The 19756-nt window shown below is 71.2% G+C and carries 16 protein-coding genes and 1 pseudogene; 6 read left to right on the forward strand and 11 right to left on the reverse strand.

Annotated elements, in window-relative coordinates:
* Positions 1 to 26: 26 nt before the first annotated feature.
* The 3 genes and pseudogenes from OG965_RS12500 to OG965_RS12510 all read left to right on the forward strand — a co-directional run bounded on the left by OG965_RS12500 (position 27) and on the right by OG965_RS12510 (position 3756).
* Positions 27 to 707: a DUF2293 domain-containing protein gene (locus OG965_RS12500; protein ID WP_371652070.1), complete on the forward strand. Its 681-nt coding sequence runs from the start codon at positions 27 to 29 to the stop codon at positions 705 to 707.
* A gap of 194 nt (positions 708 to 901) precedes the next feature.
* A pseudogene (locus OG965_RS12505) lies at positions 902 to 1476 on the forward strand (DNA/RNA helicase domain-containing protein); the annotation flags it as partial.
* 201 nt (positions 1477 to 1677) lie between these two features.
* Positions 1678 to 3756 (forward strand): TerD family protein, encoded by a 2079-nt coding sequence (locus tag OG965_RS12510; RefSeq protein WP_371656927.1) that lies wholly within the window; start codon positions 1678 to 1680, stop codon positions 3754 to 3756.
* A 27-nt stretch (positions 3757 to 3783) separates the two neighbouring features.
* On the opposite strand, the gene OG965_RS12515 is transcribed toward OG965_RS12510, so the two are convergent.
* From OG965_RS12515 to OG965_RS12535, 5 genes are all read right to left on the reverse strand, one after another.
* Positions 3784 to 5019 carry an SWIM zinc finger family protein gene (locus OG965_RS12515; RefSeq protein WP_371652072.1) on the reverse strand — a complete coding sequence of 412 codons (1236 nt, stop codon included), beginning with the start codon at positions 5017 to 5019 and terminating at the stop codon, positions 3784 to 3786.
* A 76-nt stretch (positions 5020 to 5095) separates the two neighbouring features.
* On the reverse strand, positions 5096 to 7924 hold the full coding sequence (locus OG965_RS12520; RefSeq protein WP_371652074.1) for a DEAD/DEAH box helicase: 2829 nt from the start codon (positions 7922 to 7924) through the stop codon (positions 5096 to 5098).
* A 101-nt stretch (positions 7925 to 8025) separates the two neighbouring features.
* Entirely contained in the window at positions 8026 to 9537 is a 1512-nt protein-coding gene (locus OG965_RS12525; RefSeq protein WP_371652076.1) for a carboxylesterase/lipase family protein, read from the reverse strand.
* 7 nt (positions 9538 to 9544) lie between these two features.
* Positions 9545 to 10594, reverse strand: a complete 1050-nt coding sequence (locus OG965_RS12530; protein WP_371652078.1) for an alpha/beta fold hydrolase — start codon at positions 10592 to 10594, stop codon at positions 9545 to 9547.
* 99 nt (positions 10595 to 10693) lie between these two features.
* Positions 10694 to 11980, reverse strand: coding sequence for an esterase/lipase family protein (locus tag OG965_RS12535; protein ID WP_371652079.1), 1287 nt, complete (start codon positions 11978 to 11980; stop codon positions 10694 to 10696).
* A 300-nt stretch (positions 11981 to 12280) separates the two neighbouring features.
* Here OG965_RS12535 and OG965_RS12540 point away from each other — a divergent pair, with 300 nt between their 5' ends.
* Entirely contained in the window at positions 12281 to 12715 is a 435-nt protein-coding gene (locus tag OG965_RS12540) for a hypothetical protein (RefSeq protein WP_371652081.1), read from the forward strand.
* Positions 12716 to 12746: 31 nt separating this feature from the next.
* Here the strand turns inward: OG965_RS12540 and OG965_RS12545 are convergent, their stop codons facing one another.
* Complete coding sequence (locus OG965_RS12545; RefSeq protein WP_371656928.1) at positions 12747 to 13655, reverse strand: acyltransferase domain-containing protein; 909 nt, start codon at positions 13653 to 13655, stop codon at positions 12747 to 12749.
* A 138-nt stretch (positions 13656 to 13793) separates the two neighbouring features.
* On the opposite strand from OG965_RS12545, the gene OG965_RS12550 reads away from it, so the two are divergent.
* A complete protein-coding gene (locus OG965_RS12550; RefSeq protein WP_371652083.1) occupies positions 13794 to 14054 on the forward strand; it encodes a DUF6343 family protein in 261 nt (86 codons plus the stop codon).
* Here the strand turns inward: OG965_RS12550 and OG965_RS12555 are convergent.
* From OG965_RS12555 to OG965_RS12570, 4 genes are all read right to left on the reverse strand, one after another.
* Entirely contained in the window at positions 14051 to 14422 is a 372-nt protein-coding gene (locus OG965_RS12555; protein ID WP_371652084.1) for a tetratricopeptide repeat protein, read from the reverse strand. The two genes, OG965_RS12550 and OG965_RS12555, sit on opposite strands and share 4 nt — an antisense overlap.
* A 93-nt stretch (positions 14423 to 14515) precedes the next feature.
* A complete protein-coding gene (locus OG965_RS12560; RefSeq protein WP_371652085.1) occupies positions 14516 to 14902 on the reverse strand; it encodes a DUF3592 domain-containing protein in 387 nt (128 codons plus the stop codon).
* A 66-nt stretch (positions 14903 to 14968) separates the two neighbouring features.
* A complete protein-coding gene (coaE, locus tag OG965_RS12565; RefSeq protein ID WP_371652086.1) occupies positions 14969 to 15571 on the reverse strand; it encodes a dephospho-CoA kinase in 603 nt (200 codons plus the stop codon).
* Positions 15572 to 15649: 78 nt separating this feature from the next.
* Complete coding sequence (locus tag OG965_RS12570) at positions 15650 to 16531, reverse strand: PAC2 family protein (protein ID WP_371656929.1); 882 nt, start codon at positions 16529 to 16531, stop codon at positions 15650 to 15652.
* A 323-nt stretch (positions 16532 to 16854) separates the two neighbouring features.
* On the opposite strand from OG965_RS12570, the gene OG965_RS12575 reads away from it, so the two are divergent.
* Positions 16855 to 17820: a right-handed parallel beta-helix repeat-containing protein gene (locus tag OG965_RS12575; protein ID WP_371652087.1), complete on the forward strand. Its 966-nt coding sequence runs from the start codon at positions 16855 to 16857 to the stop codon at positions 17818 to 17820.
* Positions 17821 to 17913: 93 nt separating this feature from the next.
* Here the strand turns inward: OG965_RS12575 and rpsA are convergent, their stop codons facing one another.
* Complete coding sequence (gene rpsA / locus OG965_RS12580) at positions 17914 to 19422, reverse strand: 30S ribosomal protein S1 (protein ID WP_371652088.1); 1509 nt, start codon at positions 19420 to 19422, stop codon at positions 17914 to 17916.
* Positions 19423 to 19756 lie beyond the last annotated feature (334 nt).

The following is a 19756-nucleotide window of genomic DNA, read 5'->3' on the forward strand; positions in this document are numbered from 1 at the left end:
CGAACGCGCATCGCGGGATCGGGAGGGTGGGGGGAAGCGGGAGAGGGAGGCGCCCCATTCTCGTCATCGAACCCAGACGCCATCACCGCTGCGCCGAGTGCGACCGAGGTCCCCTCCCCCGGCTGGTCCTGGACACGGGCGCCCCGCGCTGTCTGGACTGCGCGGATCTCGGCCATCTCGTGTTCCTGCCGCGCGGTGACACGGCCCTGACGCGCCGCGCCCGCGAGGAGAGCACGCTCTCGGCCGTCGTGATCCGTTTCCACCGCCGTCGGCGCCGGTACGAACGCCAGGGCGTGCTAGTCGAGGAGGCGGCGCTCACCTACGCCGAGGAACGCTGTCTGGCCGACGCGGAGGCCCGCGCGCGCCGCCGCGCCCGCGACGCACTCCGGCGGGCCGCCGAGGACATCCGTTTCACCGCGGCACTGGAGGCCGAGATCCTGCGCCTGTTCCCGGGCTGCCCGCCCGAACGGGCCCATGACGTCGCGGTCCACGCCTCGTTACGCGGCAGCGGGCGCGTGGGCCGCAGCGCGGCGGGCCGAGCCCTGGACGAGGACGCGGTGACGGCGGCGGTCCGCGCGTCCGTACGCCACCTGGACACGCCCTACGACGAGCTCCTGATGGCCCGGGTGCCACGCAACCGTGCGCGGGCGCGGGTGGCGGCGCGGATCGAGGGGGTGCTGGCGGCGTGGGCGGCGGACGGGGCGTAGCGCAACGGGCCGGGGAGAGGCCGCGACAGCAGCGGGCGAGCGGCGCGGGGAATTCATGCCTCTCCTCCGCCGGCGGCTGGCTCCCGCGCCGGGCGGGGACGCGGCGGACGCGCTGCTGCAGGGAGAGGCGGGGCCGTTCCAAACAGCTGATGGCCCTCGCAGCGGAGGAGGTACGCGAGCGTGAGCAGTTCGTCCTCCTTGACGATCAACAGGTAGTGCGTCCCGGCGAGATGGGCACGGTGGCGGAGATCCAAGCAACCGCGACGGACAAGGGGCTCGCATGCCGGGTCGTACCGCTGGACAGTCAGTTCCGGTGCGATGGCAGTGATGCCTACGTCCGCTGGGTGGTGCGACTGCTCGGACTGGAACCGGAGGGCCTTTCCCCTGGGATCCCGACGGCCTGATGGAGTTGCTGGTCGCCGACGCTCCCGAGGAAATGGAGGCGTTCCTCGACGGCCGCCGCGAGCGAGGGAATTCGGCGAGGATGTCAGCCGGGTACAGCTGGCCATGGACCAAGGAAGTCCCACCCGGGCAGACGCTGCCGCCGGACGTCGTGATCGGACGGTGGGCTCGACCGTGGAACGTGTTCGGCGACCGCGCGGTTGCCGGAGCACCTTCGGCTGCGCTCTGGGTAACCGATCCCGCTGGATTCGGCTAGATCGGATGCGTTTGCAGCACACAGGGCTTCGAATGTGACTGGAGCGGCGTGATCACCGGACCCGAGCTCGTGTGGCGTGGTGACCGCCGAGTCACCGACCGTACGGCGTCGCCTGTGGAGCCACGGCAGGCAGGTCCAGGCCATACGAAACAAGACTTGACGTCTTTTCTCATACGGCTCGGCCTGCAGGTTCCAGGTGAGTAAGCTGCACTTCAGGCTCTTGGGGAGAGCCTCAACATCCGTGAAAAAGAGGGCAGTTCGGCCATGCCCGTGCAGCCCTCCCATCCCGTGGGGGGATCTCGCGTGCACGAAATGGTCAAGGGTTCAAACGTCAGCCTGTCCTCGCTCAGCGAGCACGCCGACTCCGCCATGGTGAGCCTGAGTTGGAGCAGCCCCAGTGGTGAAGGCGATGCCGATGTCTCCGTACTCCTGATCGACGCCAGCGGGAAGGTCCGCAGCAACAGCGACTTCTACTTCTACAACAACCCCACCGCGGCCGACGGCAGTGTGCAGCTCCTGGGATTGACTCCGACCGAGAACGGCAATGAGGATCGCATCCGGCTCGATCTCACCGCACTTCCCGCCGACGTAGACCGCGCCGTAATCGCAGCGAGCCGCCATCAGCGGGCCCATTTCGGCGAGTTGGAGAACATCCGGCTCACTCTCACAGATGGATCCGGCGACGGCGTTCTGGGATTCTCCATCGCCGACGCGACCGTGGAGAGCGCCTTCGTCTTCGGCGAGATCTACCGGCGTAACGACGAGTGGAAGTTCCGGGCCGTCGGTCAGGGTTACGAAACCGGGCTGGCGGGGCTGGCCACCGACTACGGTATCGAGATCGACGAAGACGACGAGGCGGATGACGAGTCGGGCGGTATCACCGACGCCCCTGAGCACGACGTACCGGGCGCCGAAGAGAACGGGGCCGCCGACCCCTCGGGCGGGGAAGAGTCAGGTCCAGTCGAGCTGGCGGTCGTTGCAGAGCCAACTGCCGCGCCCCTGCCCGTCCCGACGCCGCGTGAACCGGAGTCGACCGCCCCCGCCCCGCCGCGCCGAGTGCGTACGGCCAAGAAGAAGGTCATTCTCCCCCGAACGGCAAAAGTCTCCCTGGCCGAGAACGACAGCTGGCGGACCGCCCGTCTCTTCCCCGCCTCTTCGCTCAAGAGCGACCGGGAGCGTGAAGTGCGAGCGACATCCATCCTGTTGTCAGTGATGGCCCAGGTTCCCGAATTCGGGCGCCGGCTCACCGCCGCCTTCGGCGCGCCCGCCGGGCGCATGGAGACCTTCACCGAGGTTTCGCTTCCCCACGGCGAGAACCCGAAGCGGCCGGACGGGATCCTTCGTGTCGAGCGTGCCGGAAAACTATGGACGGCTCTCGTAGAGACAAAGACGAACGGCAACGCGCTCAAGCCCGAGCAGGTCCAGGACTACATGGACATCGCCGCCCGGCGCGGTTACGAGGCCGTCATCACGCTCTCCAACGACGTGGCCCTCGAAGGAAGCCCGCTGGTCGATGTGAAGGTCGACGGGCGGCGCAAGCACAAAGTGACGCTGTGGCACCTCTCCTGGGCTGAGGTGACCCAGCAGGCGCAGATGCTGCTCCGCCACGAGGGCGTACGCCAGGAGTCGCACGCCTGGCTGCTGCAGGAACTTCTCCACTATCTCCAGCACGAGAACTCTGGCTGCCACGGCTTCCAGAACATGGGCTCGGCCTGGGTCCCGGTGCGCAACGGGATCGACGAAGAGACTTTGTGCCCCGGCGATCCTCGGACAGTGCAGGTCGTGGAGAGCTGGGAACGGCTGGTACGCCAAGTCTGTCTCCGGCTCGGCGGAGAACTCGGCACCAAGGTCGTGCCGGTTCAGCGCGCCAAGCGCGGGACCGACCCGCAGTCGCGCCGCGTCGAGGTGGCGGACCGGTTCTGCGTGGACGGAAGACTGGACGCCGAGATCCGGATCGACGGCGTACCCGGCATTCTCGGCATCGGCGCTGATCTGCGCACGGGGAAGCTGCGGACGTCCATCGAGGTGCCCGCCCCTGAGCAGGGCTACCCGCTTTCATGGGTGAAGCGGCTCATGAAGCAGCTCAGCGAGGCACCGGCGGATCTGCATGTACAAACGCTGCTGGATGGCGCAGCCGTCGGCCCGCGCGGGACGTTGGAGAAGCTTCGGCCGGAGCCGGGCGACCTCCTTCCGAAGGGACCGGAGCGCATCACCGGATTCCGGCTGTCGCTCTCCAAGAGCGTGGGTAATACGCGCGGCAACTCCGAGAACGGATTCATCCGCAGCGTGGACGCCGCGGTCGACCGCTTCCACACCACGGTGGTGGCCAAGCTGGAGCAGCGTGCCGTACGGCGCCCCAAGTCCGCCGCCGCTCCGGACGCCGCTGCCTGATCCCCCCTCCCCTCCCCCGCCCGGCCCTCAGCGGTCCGACCAGGCCTTGAGTACCCCCACCGGATCCGGGCCCGGTATCCCCCGCGGCCACCAGTCCTCGCGCCCAGGGTCGGACTCGTACGCGTACCAGAGGCCGTCGCGGCCGTAGCGGAGTTGGGTGGTGGGGGTGGAGAGGTGGTTGCGCCAGGGGCGGAAGCCGGGGTGGCCTGCTGCTGTCAGGGCGGGGCGGGCGCGGTCGAAGGGGCCCGCCGGAGGGTCCCAGGGGGCTTCCAGGACGGCGAGCGCCGCGAGGCCGCCCTGGCGCCAGGCGGCCACCGCTCGGGCCAGATCGGTGGGGGTGCGGCCGGTGGCCCGGGAGAGGGCGGCGTACAGCGCCCTGGTCGTGGAGGTCACGCCGGAGCCCGGGTGGGCCGCCGCCAGGCGGACCGCGTCCTGCCACGTCGACAGGGACGCGATCGGGTCCTCCCCGGTGGTCAGCAGGGCGTGCGCCCGGGCCGCCGCCTCGGTGGCCAGCAGATCGAGCGCGAGCGGGTCGGGGGCGCCCTGGAGCGTGGGGAAGGCCGGCGGATGGCCCGCGCGCGGCGGGGGCGGGAACGGGGGCGGCAGCTCGGGCCGCGAGGCGGCCCGGACGGCCTCGCGGGCGGCGACCGTGGGGAGTTCGGGCGCGGCGGTCTCCCGTTCCACCGCCATCCGGGCGGTGTTGCGGCGGGTGAGCGCGGCGAGCGTCTCCTGCTCGCCGCGGCCGCGCATCAGCAGGAGGACGAACGGGTCCTCGTCGAGCAGCCGGGCCGTCTGGTAGCAGAGCGCCGCGGCGTGCTTGCACGGGTAACCGTCGTCGGGGCAGGAGCAGTCGGGGACCAGGTCGCCGGAGGCGGGGAGCAGGTCCACCCGGTCGGCGAGGGTGTGCGGCAGGTCCTTGTCGAGCAGCGCCGCGATGTGGGAGGGGTCCTGGGCCGCCGTGTCCAGGAAGTCCTCCCACGCCTGGTCGGGCAGGGTGCGAAGGCGCAGTTCCGTGCGGTAGGGGCGGGGGCGGGAGCCGTGTACGTACGCGGTGATCCGGCCGGGCGTGACGGTGATGGCGTCGACATGGCCCGCCTCCGCGTACTTTCGACCGCGGGCCAGCCGGGCCGGGTCCAGGGCCAGGTCCTCCAGCGCCTCGACCCAGGCCCCACCCCACCACGTGCCGGTCCGCTCCGAACGGGCGCCCAGGGCCGGGAAGGTGCGGCGGCGGTCGTCGTACCGGGTGGTCGGGAGCGGACTCATACGGGCCTCCTCTCGGGGGCGGAACGGGGGGCGGCAAGCCCTGTCGGGGGCGCGGGCGTGGGGAGCCGGTGGGCGTTCATGCTCCCCTCCGCAGGGAGATGAGGTCCGCGAGCTCGCGGTCGGTGAGTTCGGTCAGGGCGCTCTCGCCGGAGCCGAGGACCGCGTCGGCCAGGGCGCGCTTCGCCGCGAGCATCTCCGCGATGCGGTCCTCCACGGTGCCTTCCGCGATCAGCCGGTGGACCTGCACCGGCTGGGTCTGGCCGATGCGGTACGCGCGGTCGGTGGCCTGCTCCTCCACGGCCGGGTTCCACCAGCGGTCGTAGTGGACGACGTGGCCCGCCCGGGTGAGGTTGAGGCCGGTGCCGGCCGCCTTCAGGGAGAGCAGGAAGACGGGGACCTCGCCGGACTGGAACGCGTCCACCAGCCGGTCCCGCTCCGCCACCGGCGTTCCGCCGTGCAGGAGTTGGGAGGGGACTCCGCGCGCGGTGAGGTGCGCGGAGAGCAGCCGGGCCATCGACACGTACTGGGTGAAGACGAGGACCGAGCCGTCCTCCGCCAGGATCGTGTCGAGCAGTTCGTCGAGGAGGGTGAGCTTGCCGGAGCGGGCGTGCAGCCGGGGCGCGGTCTCCTTCAGATACTGCGCCGGATGGTTGCAGATCTGCTTCAGGGCCGTCAGCAGCTTCATGATCAGGGCGCGGCGGGCGATGCCCTCGGCGGCCTCGACCCCGGCCATGGCCTCCCGGACGACCGCCTCGTAGAGCGAGGCCTGTTCGCGGGTGAGCGGGACCGGGTGGTCGGTCTCCGTCTTGGGCGGCAGCTCGGGCACGATGCCCGGGTCGGACTTCTTCCTCCGAAGGAGGAAGGGGCGGACCAGCCGGGCCAGGCGCTCGGCCGCCTGTGCGTCCTCACCGTTCTCCACGGCCCGCGCGTGCCGGGCGCGGAACGACTTGAGCGGACCGAGCAGCCCGGGCGTCGTCCAGTCGAGCAGGGCCCACAGCTCGGAGAGGTTGTTCTCGACCGGGGTGCCGGTGAGCGCGATCCGCGCGGGCGCGGGGACGGTGCGCAGGGCCTTCGCCGTCGCCGAGAACGGGTTCTTGACGTGCTGCGCCTCGTCCGCGACGACCATCCCCCAGGTGTGCGCGGCCAGTTGGGGGGCGCTGCCGCGCATCGTGCCGTACGTGGTGAGGACGAAGCCGCCCGCCATGTCCGCCAGGCTGCGGTCGCTGCCGTGGAAGCGCCGCACGGGAACGCCGGGCGCGAACCGGGCGATCTCGCGCTGCCAGTTGCCGAGCAGCGAGGCCGGGCAGACCACCAGCGTCGGCTCGGGGCGCGCGCGCCGCAGATGGAGGGCGATCACGGTGATCGTCTTGCCCAGACCCATGTCGTCCGCGAGGCAGCCACCGAGGCCGAGCGAGGTCATCAGGTCCAGCCAGGCGAGGCCGCGCAGCTGGTAGTCGCGCAGGGTGGCGTCCAGGCCCGGGGGCTGGACGCCACCCTGCGGGCCCTCGGTGAGGCGGTCGCGCAAAACGGCCAGCGCGCCGGCGGGGATCGCCTCGACCGTCTCGCCGTCGACCTCGGCGGTTCCGGTGAGCGCGACGGAGAGCGCGTCCACGGGGTCGAGCAGCCCCAGGTCCCGCTTCCTGGCCTTGCGTACGAGCTCGGGGTCGGCCACCACCCACTGGCCGCGCAGCCGCACGATCGGGCGGTGGGCCTCGGCCAGGGTGTCCATCTCGGACTGGCTGAGCGGCTCGCCGCCGAGCGCCAGCTCCCAGTTGAAGGCGAGCAGTTCCCCGGCGTCGAAGAACGCCGTGCCGTCGGTCGCCGAGCCCGGCGCGGGCCGTACGACGGCGGTGGCGCTCAGGGTGCGGGCCAGCTCGCGCGGCCAGTGCACGGCGACCCCAGCCGCGTCCAGGCGGGTCGCAGCCGAGCCGAGCAGGTCATACAGCTCGCTCTCGGTGAGCGGCAGCACATCCGGCACCGACCGTTCGAGCAGCAGGCTCAGGGGCGGCCAGACCCGGGCGGCCCGGCGCAGCGCGAGCAGGGCGTCGATCCGCGCGCGCGGGCCGAACGCGTCGGACCGCTCGCCCGCCCACAGGCCCGCCGCGTCGATGACCAGGGTGGGGTCGGCGAGGCTGTGGACCTGGACGACCGCCGAGCCCGCGCGCCGCGCGTCCTCCTCGTCGTCGCTGTCGAACATCCCGTATCCGGACAGGTCCAGGCGCAGGGACACCCGTACGCCCGCGTCCATGCCTGCCGCCGCCTCCGCCGCCCACACGCGCGCGCCGGGCAGGTGCTGGGGCGCGGCCGCCGCGAACGCCGGGCCGACGGCGTGGGCGGCGGCCGGGGTGCGCGGCAGGCTGTCCGCGACAGCGTCCAGGAAGGCCCGCACCAGCGCCTCGGGGTCGGGCAGCCGCAGCGGGCCACGGCCCGGCGCCGGGACTCCGTACGCCTCGTACGGCATGGCGGCGGCGATGGCCCGGAGCTGGGCGATGTCGTCGGCGTCCAGCGGGCCCGCCCGCCAGGCGTCGTGATCGGTCCCGGTCAGCCCGGGCAGCAGCCTGCCGCGCGCGACCAGGTGCAGGGCGTGCAGCGCGGCTGCGCCCCAGCAGGCGGCCGCGGGGTGCGCGGCGGGGTGGTGCCGGGCCCGGACCAGCAGGGGCAGGGCCTCGGTGACGGGCAGCAGGCGGGCCGCGACGGTGCGCCGCCCGGCGCCGCTGCCGTGGCGCCGCACCACGGTCAGCTCGGTGACCTCGCCCGCGCCGGGATCGCCCTGGGGCAGCGGGCCGCCCGCCGGGTCCCAGAAGGCGACCTTGCCCTCGCGGGGCAGCCCTGCGGGCAGGAACACCGCGGCCGCGGACACGCCGGGCAGCGGCGCGAGCGCCGTCGTCCACTCGGACCGCGTCATGTCAGGTCACCTCCCCTCGTGCGTAGGGCCGTGGATCAGCACGCGATCCACGACTGCTCTACGACCTTACGGGCGGGGTCTGACAATCGGGCACCACGGCCTCAGCGCACCCCCTCCCACAAGGCACGTTCCGCCGCCCGCGGGTCCCGGACCAGCTCGGTCGGGGCGTCCGGGGACGCGCCGAAGACCATCGTCGTACGGGTCTCCCGGTCGTAGACGTCCCAGCCCGGGTCGCCGGTCGCCGCGAAGGCCACCCAGGCGCCGTGCATCGCGTCCGCGAGGTCCTGCGGCGGGCGGTCGCCGAGCATCGGGGCGTACACGGGGTCGCGCAGGTTGTCGAAGACGAAGCCGAGCTCCGCGCTGTGACAGGCGCCCAGCAGACCGCCGTACTGGGGCGAGCGCCAGGCGAACTCGTACACGCGCGTGCCGGGCACGGACTCGGCGACGCGGAGGGCCGGGATCCGGTAGAACCAGTCGGTCGCGACGGCGTCGAAGAGCTCGCCCGGGTCCGCGCCGGGGCGGCTCTCGGCGTAGACGGGCAACGCCTTGTCGGGGTCGAGCCCGTAGGCCTCGGTCGTCGCGCGCAGCTTCCGCTCGCTCAGGAGGTGCAGCCGTTCGGTGGGGACCAGGAAGAGGCGGTACTCCTCGCGGTTGCTGCCGACGAGCAGGTCCACCCCGCAGTCGGCAGCGGGCAGCGGCAGCGCGTCCAGGACCGGTTCGAAGGGCATCATGTTGAGCATCGCCTCACCCCACAGCGCCGGGTCCGGGCGGGCGCCCATCTCGGCCCGCAGCCCGGCCTGGGCGGGCAGCAGGTCCCCGAAGGCGACACGGGCGAACGCGTCGGTCAGCTCGGTCCCCGTGGCCTCGATGCCCAGCCCGGCCGCGAGGTGCGCGGTGATCAGGTCGGCCGTGGCGGGCCGCAGGAAGTGGTGGGCGGCGCCGCTCTGCAGGACCGCCCGGCGGAACAGCCCACGCGCGCGTGGCTGCGCGAGCAGGACGCCGATGCTCATCCCGCCCGCCGACTCGCCGAACACGGTCACTTGGTCCGGGTCGCCGCCGAAGCCCTCGATGTTGTCGCGCACCCACTCCAGGGCGGCGATCTGGTCGAGCAGCCCGCGGTTGTCCGGCCTGCCCGGCAGCCGCAGGAAACCGTCCGTACCGAGGCGGTAGTTGACGTTCACGCAGACGACGCCGTCGCGCGCGAAGGCGGTGCCGTCGTACGCCGGACCCACCCCCGAGCCGTTGGAGAACGCCCCGCCGTGCAGCCAGACCATCACCGGCAGGCCGCCGCCCGATCCGGGGTGCGGGGTCCACACGCTGAGGTTGAGGCAGTCCTCGCCCTGCCCGCCGTCGGCGTCGGGGATCAGGGCGTCCATGGGCGGGGCGTACGGGGCCCGGGGCGCCGACGGGCCGTGCGTGAAGGCGTCCCGTACGCCTTCCCAGGAGGCCGCCGGGGCCGGCTCACGGAACCGCAGCGGGCCGAACGGCGGTGCCGCGTACGGGATGCCGAGGAAGGACGTCACCGCGTCGCTCCCGGTCCGGCCGCGCACCGCGCCCTGCCGGGTCGTGCACACACGCGTCACGGTCGGTTCCACCCGCTTGATCGGTTCCATCTACGCCTCAGACTCCTTCGGCCAGCGTCTCCAACAGGGCTTCGCCGAACTCCTTGGGGCGTTCGACGTGCACCGCGTGCCCTGCTCCGGGCACCGTCACCTCTCGTACCCTGCCGCCCACGCGCGCGTAAAGGGCGAGAACGTGCCGTGTCTGGGCGACCATCGGCTGCGCCGGGGTGCCGTCCCAGCCGGGCACCGCGCCGATCGCGCCCAGGTGGGCGAGGTCGAAGAGCGAGGTGTCGGAGACGATCACGTCGTCCTCGCCGCGCACCCAGGTCACCGGCGGCTTTGCGGGGAGCGCGGCGAGGACGGTGTGCAGGTCGTCGAGGCGGAAGTGGGTCGGAGCGAGGCAGTTGAGCACCCCGCGCGTGCCCGGGGCGGTGCCGGGCCAGACCTCGCAGGGCCTGCTGTCACCCGGGTAGTGATCATCGCCGAGCCGGGTGCTGAGCATCGACTCGACGTACTCGTCCTCCCGTTCGAGCCGCAGCGGGGGCTTGACGTAGCAGAGGGCGAGCACGCGGCGGGGCGAGAGCGGGGACTCCTCGCCGCGGTCGCCCTCGGCCAGCAGCCGCACGAAGTCGGGGTTGGCGGTGCCGCCGCCCGAGCCCGCGCCGTCCGGCGAGTTGAGCCGCCCGTCCACGCCTTTGGTGCCGCCGAAGCCGTACGGGGAAACCGGGTTGACCAGTGTCAGCGAGCGCACCATGGCGGGCCGGTCCCGCATGTGTTGCAGCACCACACCACCTCCCATGGACCAGCCGACGAAGTGTGCGCGCTCCATATGCAGCGCATCGAGGAGCGCGACCAAGTCGTCGGCGTAGTCGCGCAGTCCACGGGTCGCGTCGACCGGCAGCGGGTCGGTGCCGCCGAAGCCGCGCAGGTCGACGGCGATCGGCCGGTAGCGCTCGGGCAGGGCGAGCATCGCGTCCTGCCAGAAGGCGGAGGAGGAGACGTTGCCGTGGACGAAGACGACCGGTTCGCCCGAGCCCCTGGAGGCGTCCTCCAGGATCTGCTGGGTGAGCCGGGCGGTCGGTACCCGGCGTGCGGTGAGCGTGGACATACGGGCCGTCCTTCGACTTCAGGGTTCGACTTCAGGGGGCTTCAGGACCTCGGCCCTCGGCTCCGGCAGGCCGCCGGAGCCGAGGGCCGGGCGACGGGCTCAGGCGGCCAGCCAGGAGGCGACCTGGGCCTGCGAGGCGCTGTTCCAGCCGAGTTCGAGGTGGTTGGCGCCGCTCACGGTGACCGTGCCGCCGACCTTGGCCACGCCGGTCGTGTCGAGCGCGCTGGAGACGAAGACGACCCCGTCGCTCGGGCCGCGGTTCTCGTTGAAGATGCCGATGACGTCCGGCGAGCCGCCCGCCAGCAGGTACGTGGTGACGGAGGACGGGATTCCGGCCCGCTGCAGCGGGGCGACCAGCGAGCCCGCGTCGATGGCCGGCTGGATGCCGTCACCGGCCGTGTAGAAGCCCTGGCCTCCGTAGTACGTCGTGTACCAGTCCTGGGCCGTCTGATCGACGCCGTACACGCCGTCCCAGCGGGCCAGCATCTGCCGCTGGCCGGGGTAGTCGTCGTAGCCGCCGGACGGCGTCATGGAGAACTCGGGGTGCGCCGTGTACGTCCCGTAGCAGGTCATCCGGGAGTGCGGGGAGGGCGCGTTGATCTTGCCGCCGCACTCCGGCCAGATCGAGAAGTCGTGGGCCCAGCCGTGGGCGTACGGGTAGTCGAAGCCGCCGTTGGGGCCGCCGAGCGTGAGCAGCTTCCGTACGTCACCGGCGTACGCACGGCCCCACGAAGGCTTCAGGGACGACACGTACGCGCGCGTGGAGAGCTCTCCCTTGCTCCAGCCGACCAGGTCCACCTGACCGACGCCCAGCTTCGCCTTGATGAGGGCGACGGCGTCGCCGACGGCCTGCGCCTGCATCAGGTTGTCGCCCTGCTTGTGGGCGAAGCCGATGGCGAAGACGCGGTGGCCGCGGGCCGTGAGGTACTGCATCATGCCGGTCGAGGGGCACGACAGGGCGCCGCAACCGTAGCCGCCGGACTCGCCCGGGTTGGCCCAGGCCCGGTCGGCGGTGTCGTTGGCGCCGTGCACCAGGAGGACGGGGGTGGTCTTGGCGCCCGTGTTCCAGCCAGGGGCCGAGTAGAGCAGGAAGCGGTCGGAGGTGGGGCGGGCGACGCCACCGAAATAGGTGACGCGGACGCCGTCCTGGTTGCCGCGCCCGTCCGGCGGGTAGCCCTCGGCGGCGGCCGCCTGGAAGCCCGGGGTGGTGTCGCGGTAGCGCTCGACCTTCTCCCAGCCATTGGTGACGGTGCCGGAGCCGTAGGCGGCTTCCTGGGTGAGGTACGGGGGTGGGGCGGCGGCGGTCGTGGGGCTGCCCTCTGTGGCGGTGCTCCCGGCGGTGGCGGTGCCGCCCGCCGACAGGAGCGCGCCGAGTGCCGCTGTCACGGCCAGCGCCGCTCTCCATCCCCCACGGTGTCTGCTGCGCACGTCTTGGGCCCCCTTGCCTAGGCTGATCTGGCTGCGACCAAGACGCTAGGCAGGCGGTGCACGGGTGGGGGATGTGTGCGCGCCACATAAGCGGGCTAGTGGATGTGGGGCTGAGCGTGCGCGGGCCACCAGCCGGGGGCTCGTGGGAGTGGTGTCGCCCGGCCGGCCGCGCACGGGATGCCCGGGTGGCGTGCACCGGGCAGGGTGACGGTACTGACCGCCGTACCACCGCCGTACACGTACAGACGAGGACCGCTCATGTCCGTGCCTGTGTCCCAGCTCGCGCCGCGCCCGTCCGAGCCGTCCCCGTCCACACCGTCCCCGTCCACGTCGGGTCGCTCCATGTGGGGGCGGTCGGCGTCCGCCAGGCGGCGACTCGGCTTCGCCGCCGGGGCGGCACTGCTCACGCTCGCCACCGCGGCCTGCTCCGCCCTCGGCCGTACGGCGGTCGGCACCTTCTCGTACTCGACCACGGCGGAGCGGATCGTCAAGATCAGCAGCCCGCCGGTCAAGGGCTGCCACCGGATGGCCCCATCGGGCGCCACGGCCGTCCTCAACAACACGCTGGCGGACGTCCGCGTGTACCGGACACTGAACTGCCGCGGCAAGGAGATGGCGTACATCCCGAGCCGTCTCGGGGACAACATCGCGCCGAACACACTGCCCTGGCGCAGCTACGCGTTCGTGCACTGACGCCGGGCGGGGCGCGTGCCGGGCGCCCGGATCACAGCTCGAACCACCCGTGTCCGCGGTACCAGTGCTCGCCCGCGAGCAGATGGGTGGCGACGGCGCGCTCCACCGCGGTCCGCTGGAGCAACGACTCCACGGGCAGGTCCGGGTCTCCGAAGACGAAGAAGACCGGAAGCTGATCGTCCGCCTCGGTCTCCCAATAGGGAGTACGGAACCGGCGCTGGAAGCGGACGATGTTGGATTCATCGGGCAGGTACTTCTGCAGCTGCGTGTCGAGCAGCCATGAGTGGCAGACGGCGACCCGGTAGGCCTCGTCGGGGTAGTGGAGCGCGAAGAAGTCCCTGGCCAGCGCGAGCGAGGCATCGCACGCCTGCGGGGTCAACGGCCCTCGGAAGTCCGGGATGTGGATGCTGAGGCAGGCGTCGCCGGGCCCGAGCGGCAACCCGGCGGCCCGCACCGCCTCACCGGTGCGCCCGCCCAGCCGAGCCCGCTGGAACTGCAACCGTCCCAACTGGTAGAGCTCACCGCGAAAGTGCGGCCACAGCCAGCGTGGCTCGTCCAGACCGGCGTTCCCGTAGCGCCTGCGGTGAACGGCCATGTGGCGTCCGAGGTCGGCCAGGGTGCGGCGGGCGATGTCGGCGGGCACGGCGCGTTCGTCGTGGTACGCGCGCGTATGCGACAGTGCGGCGAGCAGGACGAGGATGGGAAAGAGGCGTTGGACAGCTGCGGCTCCCCCCAACCCCTCGGGAACCTCCGGCATTTCAGGCTGAAATCCCACGCCTCCGATGTCCCGCACGAGCGCCCGAACGGACTCCTCCAGAAGCCCGCCGACCTCCGGATCGCGCACCAACCTCCTTGCCGTCCCCACCAGTTCGTTGATGTCCTCGTGCGGTACGGCGAGGTCGAGCAGCACCTCGGGCAGCTCGTCCCCCACCGGCAACAGCGCATCCTCGTCCACCATGCGCGTCACCCTATGCGGGACCGGGGCACGGGACGCGGGGGTTGCCGGACAACCGAGCTTCGCCGGACAGCGCTATCCAGCCACCCAGTGGGTAAAATTCCCCTGGAAGAGGCGATGGCCATGCGCACTGGGAGTGAACCCACGACTGCGCGCAGTCCCCTGCGGATGCGGTTCTGGCTGAGCGTATGGGGGCTGATCTGGGCCCTCGCCGGCACAGCGGGCTTCGCCTGGGAGGGCCGCCCCGGCTGGACGGCCGCATGCGCGGCACTCGCCCTGGTGATCACGATCGACCTCTGCATGATCATCCACCACATTCACCAGGGCCCGCACTACCAGCCGGGCCCGAACATCCCGCCGTACGAGCCGCCTCGGCGGCGTTAGGCGTCGTCCGCGTCGAACCGCGCCGCCTCCAGATACTCCGGCTTCGGGTCCAGGGCCGCCGCGAGGCGGAAGTGGCGGACCGCCTGGTCGGGGCGGGCCGTGCGCTCGTAGGTGCGGGCCAGGGCGAAGTGGGCGAAGGCGTTGTCCGGTTCGCGTTCCAGGACCAGCTGGAACTCCAGTTCCGCCGCCCGGAGTTGGGCCGAGGCGAAGAACGCGCGGGCGCGCAGGAGGCGGGCCGCGGTGTTCTCAGGGTGGGCCGCGACGACCGAGTCGAGGAGCTTCACCGCACCGCGAGGGTCACGGGCAGCCAGCAGCTGCTCCGCCGCGCGAAAGTCGATGACGTGTGTTTCCGGCGTGCTCTCGGCCACGGTCGAGTCCTTTCCCTCGCTGCGCGTTGACAACGCACTGCCCAGTTCCCGTATTCCGTATTCATTCCGCCCGTCACGGAGTGCGAGGCCCGTTCACAGCGCGGCCATCGCCAGGACCAGACCCACGGCCAGTACGGCGGCTCCTGCCGCTACAAACGTACGGTCCAGGCCCGTTCGTTCCCGGCCGAGCAGAATGACTTCGCGCGGGTCGGCCGGGTCGTAGGAGAGGCGGACGCGCGCGCCCGGGGTCAGTGGCTCGCGGCGCGTGGGCGGTACGGGGGACGGCAGCTCCATGACTTGGCCGTCGGCCGTCTCGTACTGGAGGAGCGGGCGCCCGGACCCGGGCGGGGCGGGCTTGACCAGCGCCCAGGCGGCGCCGCCCGCCGCCGCGACGCGCCGGGTCTCGCGCAGCCCGTACGCACCGGCCAGCAGCGCCACCAGCCCGCCGAAGACCGTGAAACCCGCCAGTACGAAGAGCACATCGGGATCGTAATCCCGGGAGGCGAAGTGGTGCGGGGATTTCAGACTTCCGGCCGGGAGGTCGGCCTAGCGCGCGGCCGCCCGCTCCAGGAGCTCGCCCCACACCTTCCTGACCTGGGGTTCCAGCGCTTCCAGCGAGCCGTCGTTGTCGATGACCAGGTCCGCCACGGCCAGCCGCTGCTCGCGGGTCGCCTGGGCCGCCATCCGGGCCTCGGCCTCGGGCTTCGCCATGCCGCGCAGCCGCGTCAGCCGGTCCAGCTGCGTGGCGGGCGCGGCGTCGACGACCACCACCAGGTCGTAGAGGGGGGCCAGACCGTTCTCGGTCAGCAGCGGAACGTCGTGGATCACCACCGAGTCCGGGCCCGCGGCCGCCTCCAGCTCCGCCGAGCGCGCGCCGACCAGCGGGTGGACGATGCCGTTCAGGACCGCGAGCTTCGCGGGGTCGGCGAAGACGATCGCGCCCAGGGCCGGGCGGTCCAGGGTGCCGTCCGCCGCGAGGATCCCGGCGCCGAATGCCTCGACCACCGCCGCCAGCCCCTCGGTTCCGGGCTCGACCACCTCGCGGGCAATCTTGTCGGCGTCGATCAGCACCGCCCCGTACGAGACGAGCATGCGCGACACTTCGCTCTTGCCGGCGCCGATTCCGCCGGTCAGACCCACCTTCAGCATGAGCGGCAGCCTAGGGGATGCCGCTCATGCCGTCGGTTCCAGGGCCTGCGGGCCATTACAGCGGCCGCCGCCCCACCGTCACAGATCTCCCTCGCGCTCCGCGAGGAACCGCTCGAACTCCCGGCCCAGTTCGTCCGCCGAAGGCAGGTCCGCCGGTTCGGCCACCAGGTTGCCCCGGGTCTCGGCGCCGGCGACCGCGTCGTACTGGTGCTCAAGTCCCTGCACCAGCGTGACGAGTTCCTCGTCGCCCTCGCCGATCTGGCGCTCGATCTCCGTCTGGGTGCGCTGCGCCTCGGTCCGCAGGCCGTGGGCGATGGTCGGCAGCACCAGACCCGTGGCCGCCGTGATCGCCTCCAGGGCGGTCAGCGCGGCATCCGGGTAGGCCGACCGCGCCACGTAGTGCGGGACGTGCGTGGCCACGCCGAGGACGTCGTACCCGGCCTCCATCAGCCGGTACTCGATCAACGACTCGGCGCTGCCGGGCACTTGCGCCTCGTCGAAGGGCGAGCGGTGACCCGGCATCAGATCCGTGCGGTTGCCGTGCGGGGTGATGCCGACGGGGCGGGTGTGCGGAACGCCCATCGGGATGCCGTGGAAGTTGACCGAAAGGCGTACGCCGAGGCGCTCGACGATCTGCCGTACGGCAACGGCGAAACGCTCCCACTCCACGTCCGGCTCGGGACCGGACATCAGCAGGAACGGCGCGCCCGTGGCGTCCTGCACCAGGCGCACCTCGATCGCGGGGGTCTCGAATTCCGTCCAGCGGTCCCGCTTGAAGGTCAGCAGCGGTCGGCGGGCGCGGTAGTCGACGAGTCTGTCGTGGTCGAAGCGGGCCACCACCTGGTGGGGCAGGCTGTCCAGCAGCTTCCCGACGATCTGCTCGCCGGTCTCACCCGCATCGATGTATCCGTCGAAGTGGTACAGCATGACCAGGCCGGCCGACTCCTGCGCGAGCGCCATGTCGACGACTGCGAGGCCCTTCGGCTCCCATTCGTACAAACCCTGCGGATCAAGCACGATTACCGCTCCTCCTCGTGTTCGTAGGGAAGAACGCCCCATGGGACAGCGGCATTCCCGCGCGCGTCCGTTTCACATGCTGTTCTCACAGCGGCCGGTACGGGGTCCAGTCCGCGATTTCCGGCCGCTGGTCCAGACCTTGACATGCCCACACACCCTCCCTACCGTCACCTGACGGCACGAAGTTCAGAAACACATCCAGCGTTCAGGTAAGAGAACTTCCCGCGTACGAGAACGGTTACCCCACCTCGCCCCGGAGGACCCCCATGCGTAACCGCCCGCTGCTCACCTCCCTGCTCACCGGCGCCCTCGCCGCCGGTGGACTCGGTCTCGCCGCCGCATCCGCCGACGCGTCCGCCGCCGTCATCGACGTGTCCACGGCCGCCCAGTTGAAGGCCGCGCTCACCACCGCCGAACCCGGCGACACCATCCGGCTCGCGGACGGCACGTACACCGGCAACTTCAAGACGACCGCCGCCGGCACCTCGTCCGCGCGGATCACCCTCACTGGCTCGTCGAAAGCCGTACTCAAGGCGAGCGGCGGCTACGGCCTGTACCTCAACGGGGCCTCGTACTGGACGGTCCAGGGCCTCAGCGTCACCGGCGGCCAGAAGGGGATCATGATGGACGCGGCGAGCGGCGTCGTCATCGACTCCGTGACCGTGCACGGCCTCGCCATGGAGGGCGTCCACTTCCGCAAGTCCAGCAAGAACGGCGTCATCAAGAACTCGCGCATCTACGACACCGGCCGGGACGGCTCGGGCATGGGCGAGGGCGTGTACGTCGGCACAGCCGGCGACCTCTCCGACAGGAGCGACCAGGTCCAGATACTCACCAACACCATCGGCCCCGGGGTCGGCGGCGAGAACGTCGACGTAAAAGAGGGCACCACCGGGACCCGGATCACCGGCAACCACTTCGACGGCAGCGGGCTGACCAACGCCAACTACGACGACTCATGGGTCGACGTGAAGGGCAACAAGGTCGTGGTCGAGGGCAACACCGGCGTCCACACCCTGAACAACGGCTACGAGACGCACACCCAGCAGTCCGGCTGGGGCTGCGGCACCGTCTTCGGCTCCAACAAGTCGGATCTGAGCGACTCCCCCGGCTCGCTGCGACTCGCCGTCAACGTGACCAACTACAGCGCGAGCGGCTGCCCGACGACCGTCTACAGCAGCAACACCGTCACCGGCGGAAAGGGGCTGACCAACATCCCGGTCACCCCGTGACGGCCGTCCGCCCCTGGAGAACGATGTAAGGCCCGCCCCCCAATGGGGAGCGGGCCTTACATTTTCGGCTATCTACCGACCGGGGTCAGAGCGTCAGCTCTGGCCGCCCGCCAGCTTCTCGCGCAGGGCAGCAAGAGCCTCGTCCGACGCCAGGGCGCCGGAGTTGTCGTCCGACTCCGAGGAGTACGAACCACCCGAGATGCCGGCGCTGGCGGTGCCACCGGCGGCCGGGGCGGCAGCGCCCTCGGCAGCGGCGGCCTCGTCGGCCTCGCGGGACTTGATGACCTGGGCCTGGTGCTGCTCGAAGCGCTGCTGCGCCTCGGCGTACTGGCCCTCCCACGCCTCGCGCTGGGTCTCGTAGCCCTCGAGCCAGTCGTTGGTCTCGGGGTCGAAGCCCTCGGGGTAGATGTAGTTGCCCTGGTCGTCGTAGGACGCGGCCATGCCGTACAGGGTCGGGTCGAACTCGACCGACGCCGGGTCGGCACCGAAGGACTCGTTGGCCTGCTTCAGGGACAGCGAGATCCGGCGACGCTCAAGGTCGATGTCGATGACCTTGACGAAGATCTCGTCGTTGACCTGGACGACCTGCTCCGGGATCTCCACGTGGCGCTCGGCCAGCTCGGAGATGTGGACCAGGCCCTCGATGCCCTCGTCGACGCGCACGAACGCACCGAACGGAACGAGCTTGGTGACCTTACCCGGGACGACCTGACCGATCTGGTGCGTACGGGCGAACTGCTGCCACGGGTCCTCCTGCGTCGCCTTCAGCGACAGGGAGACACGCTCGCGGTCCATGTCCACGTCGAGAACCTCGACGGTGACTTCCTGGCCGACCTCGACAACCTCGGACGGGTGGTCGATGTGCTTCCAGGACAGCTCGGAGACGTGCACGAGACCGTCGACGCCACCCAGGTCCACGAAGGCACCGAAGTTGACGATCGAGGAAACGACGCCGGAGCGGACCTGACCCTTCTGCAGGGTGGTGAGGAACGTCTGGCGAACCTCGGACTGGGTCTGCTCAAGCCAGGCGCGGCGGGACAGGACCACGTTGTTGCGGTTCTTGTCCAGCTCGATGATCTTCGCCTCGAGCTCCTTGCCCACGTAGGGCTGGAGGTCGCGGACACGACGCATCTCGACGAGAGAGGCCGGCAGGAAGCCACGGAGGCCGATGTCGAGGATGAGACCACCCTTGACGACCTCGATGACGGTACCGGTGACGATGCCGTCTTCTTCCTTGATCTTCTCGATCGTGCCCCAGGCACGCTCGTACTGAGCGCGCTTCTTGGACAGGATCAGACGGCCTTCCTTGTCCTCCTTCTGGAGAACCAGGGCCTCGATCTCGTCGCCAACCTTGACGACCTCGTTCGGGTCGACATCGTGCTTGATCGAGAGCTCACGGCTCGGGATCACGCCTTCGGTCTTGTAACCGATGTCGAGCAGGACCTCGTCCCGGTCGACCTTCACGATGACGCCGTCGACGATGTCGCCGTCGTTGAAGTACTTGATCGTCTCGTCGATCGCGGCGAGGAATGCTTCCTCGTCACCGATGTCGTTGACCGCAACCTGCGGGGTGGTGGCGGTGGTCTCGGTGCTGCTCGTCATGTGGGTAAGGGCTCCGGTTACGGACAGAAAGTCGTAGGTACTGCTACGCCGAAAGCCCTCATCGCCCTCTGCAGAAGCCGGACAGCCTGGGAAGCGCCACTCCGGGTCGGTCCGGTGGGCGCCTCGAGAACCGAGGGGACATGCAACAGATGGAAGCGCGCCTGCTACGTCTGAGGTGCGCAGGCTCGCAGCGCAACTTGTAGCATACGGGGGCAGCCGGACACGGTCAATGCGCGAAGGCGCACACCGGGGGCGGATCCCCGCAATCCCGGCAGAATTAAGGTTCCCCGAGGCCACACTGGCCCATGCCGGACCAAGCAGAAAGCGACGGCTC

The organism is Streptomyces sp. NBC_00224, from assembly GCF_041435195.1.
Classification (GTDB): Bacteria; Actinomycetota; Actinomycetes; order Streptomycetales; family Streptomycetaceae; genus Streptomyces.

What these genes read in the sequence shown, in the direction of transcription:
- OG965_RS12540 (WP_371652081.1), top strand. Translation starts at nt 12,281, where the DNA reads ATGTCCGTGCCTGTGTCCCAGCTCGCGCCGCGCCCGTCCGAGCCGTCC.
- OG965_RS12515 (WP_371652072.1), bottom strand. Translation starts at nt 5,019, where the DNA reads ATGAGTCCGCTCCCGACCACCCGGTACGACGACCGCCGCCGCACCTTC.
- OG965_RS12575 (WP_371652087.1), top strand. Translation starts at nt 16,855, where the DNA reads ATGCGTAACCGCCCGCTGCTCACCTCCCTGCTCACCGGCGCCCTCGCC.
- rpsA (WP_371652088.1), bottom strand. Translation starts at nt 19,422, where the DNA reads ATGACGAGCAGCACCGAGACCACCGCCACCACCCCGCAGGTTGCGGTC.
- OG965_RS12525 (WP_371652076.1), bottom strand. Translation starts at nt 9,537, where the DNA reads ATGGAACCGATCAAGCGGGTGGAACCGACCGTGACGCGTGTGTGCACG.
- OG965_RS12530 (WP_371652078.1), bottom strand. Translation starts at nt 10,594, where the DNA reads ATGTCCACGCTCACCGCACGCCGGGTACCGACCGCCCGGCTCACCCAG.
- OG965_RS12520 (WP_371652074.1), bottom strand. Translation starts at nt 7,924, where the DNA reads ATGACGCGGTCCGAGTGGACGACGGCGCTCGCGCCGCTGCCCGGCGTG.
- OG965_RS12570 (WP_371656929.1), bottom strand. Translation starts at nt 16,531, where the DNA reads ATGGCGCTCGCGCAGGAGTCGGCCGGCCTGGTCATGCTGTACCACTTC.
- coaE (WP_371652086.1), bottom strand. Translation starts at nt 15,571, where the DNA reads ATGCTGAAGGTGGGTCTGACCGGCGGAATCGGCGCCGGCAAGAGCGAA.
- OG965_RS12510 (WP_371656927.1), top strand. Translation starts at nt 1,678, where the DNA reads ATGGTCAAGGGTTCAAACGTCAGCCTGTCCTCGCTCAGCGAGCACGCC.
- OG965_RS12550 (WP_371652083.1), top strand. Translation starts at nt 13,794, where the DNA reads ATGCGCACTGGGAGTGAACCCACGACTGCGCGCAGTCCCCTGCGGATG.